The sequence below is a fragment of the Stieleria sp. genome, assembly GCF_041595215.1.
Lineage (GTDB): Bacteria > Planctomycetota > Planctomycetia > Pirellulales > Pirellulaceae > Stieleria > Stieleria magnilauensis.
This window is the reverse complement of sequence record NZ_JBFHKV010001416.1, coordinates 1-1,763: the sequence shown is the minus strand read 5'-3', so window position 1 is coordinate 1,763 and position 1,763 is coordinate 1. Positions and strand designations below refer to the sequence as shown.

Below are 1,763 nucleotides of genomic sequence, written 5' to 3'. Positions count from 1 at the left end.
GTAGGGCGCGAGCCCTCCGGTGTTTCGGGAACGATGAGGGACCGGAGGGCTTGCGCCCTGCCGCTCACACCTCGTCAAACGCAGGGAATAAATGCTTCACAGCGTTGCCCGGACGGGGTCACAGCGAGTTGCAGTACGCAGCGACGGTGCGTTCATGATACGATATCGGGAGCTCGACCCTGTGCCACCGTTGGGGGAACACCCGTTATGCTCCGATTCACATCCGGCCACGCGTTTGCCAACTGCAGCGGTTTTCGACGTCGAAGTTTTCTTTGCGCCGGTGCCAGCGGGATCGCAGGGCTGACCCTCCCCGACGTGCTCGCTGCGGACGCACAATCATCTAGCGGATCGTCGCGAAAATCGGTCATCATCATTCATCTCGATGGTGGTCCGCCGCAGATGGATTTGATCGATCCCAAACCGGACGCCCCGGCGGAGTTGCGTAGCCCGTTCGCGCCGATCGGGACGAAGGTTCCCGGAATCGGACTGACGGAGTTAATGCCACGCTGCGCGGGAATCGCGGATCAGCTCGTTTTTCTGCGGTCGCTGGTCGGCGCGGATGGGAAACACCATGCGTTTCAATGCCAGAGCGGTTACAAGGAAACGGTGCTGCAATCGATCGCCGGCCGGCCGGCACTGGGCTGCGTGGTCAATCACTTGCTCGGGTCACCGGAAGATCAGGTGCCCAATTTTGTTGATCTGATGCAGGGCCGGCCACTGGTTCGCAACAGCGCGCGACCTGGTTTCTTGGGGCCGAGCGTCAAACCGTTTCGACCGGACATCTCGGATCGATTCCAACGTGAGCTTGAGGAGGGGATGAAAGGCGAGTTGGCTCGGTTGGGCGATGGCCACAAAACAGAACTCAAGTTGATCAAGGAGTTGCCGGTCGATCGAATCGATGATCGCCTTGCGCTGCTGAAGCGTTTGGATCAGTTCAATCGTGCGCTCGACGATTCCGGTGAAATGGAAGCGATGGATCATTTCACAAGGCAGGCGTACACCATCCTGACGTCGGGTGCGTTCGCCGGAGCGATGGATTTGGACCAGGAAGATCCTCGCGTGATCGCACACTACACACCGGAGTTGCCCGCCGGCGGAACACAGTCCTACACCAGCGAAGGCCCCGAGGCGGCGTTGAAGTTTCTGCTGGCGCGGCGGTTGGTCGAAGCCGGTGTGCGTGTCGTCAGCATTTCGCTCAGTGATTTCGACACGCACTCGGACAACAACGATCGCATGAAACAACTCGGTCCACTGTTCGATTTCGGGTTCCACGCCTTGATCACGGATCTGCAGTCGCGCGGCATGCTGGACGATGTCACCGTGCTGGCGTGGGGCGAGTTCGGTCGCACGCCGAAGGTCAACGCCAAAGGTGGACGCGATCACTGGCCGCGACTGTCGATGGGGATGATGGCCGGCGGTGGCATGCCCGGAGGCGTCGTGCTGGGAAATACTGACAAGGTTGCCGGTGAAGCGACCGATCGTCCGGTCGACTATACCGACGTCGTCGCAACGCTGTATCACCAGCTGGGGATCGATCCCGGACGCATGATTCACGATCGCTCCGGCCGCCCCCACGTTTTGATGGATCACGGCGAAGTGATCCGCGAGTTGATCTAGCGGCACGCGGGAAACGCGTGGGATTGGATTTCCGTCTGTCGTGTCAGCGTTGCGGGCTGAAAGCCCCACCCACGTTTTGAACTCGACACTTCTTCACTGCTTGTTGCGTCCTTGATCTGGGTTATTGCACGATGCGATATTACTTT

1 protein-coding gene is annotated in these 1,763 nt (G+C 59.8%); it reads left to right on the top strand.

The window, feature by feature from the left end:
- Positions 1-207: 207 nt before the first annotated feature.
- Positions 208-1,617 (top strand): DUF1501 domain-containing protein, encoded by a 1,410-nt coding sequence (locus ABX749_RS31740; RefSeq protein ID WP_372899564.1) that lies wholly within the window; start codon positions 208-210, stop codon positions 1,615-1,617.
- Positions 1,618-1,763 lie beyond the last annotated feature (146 nt).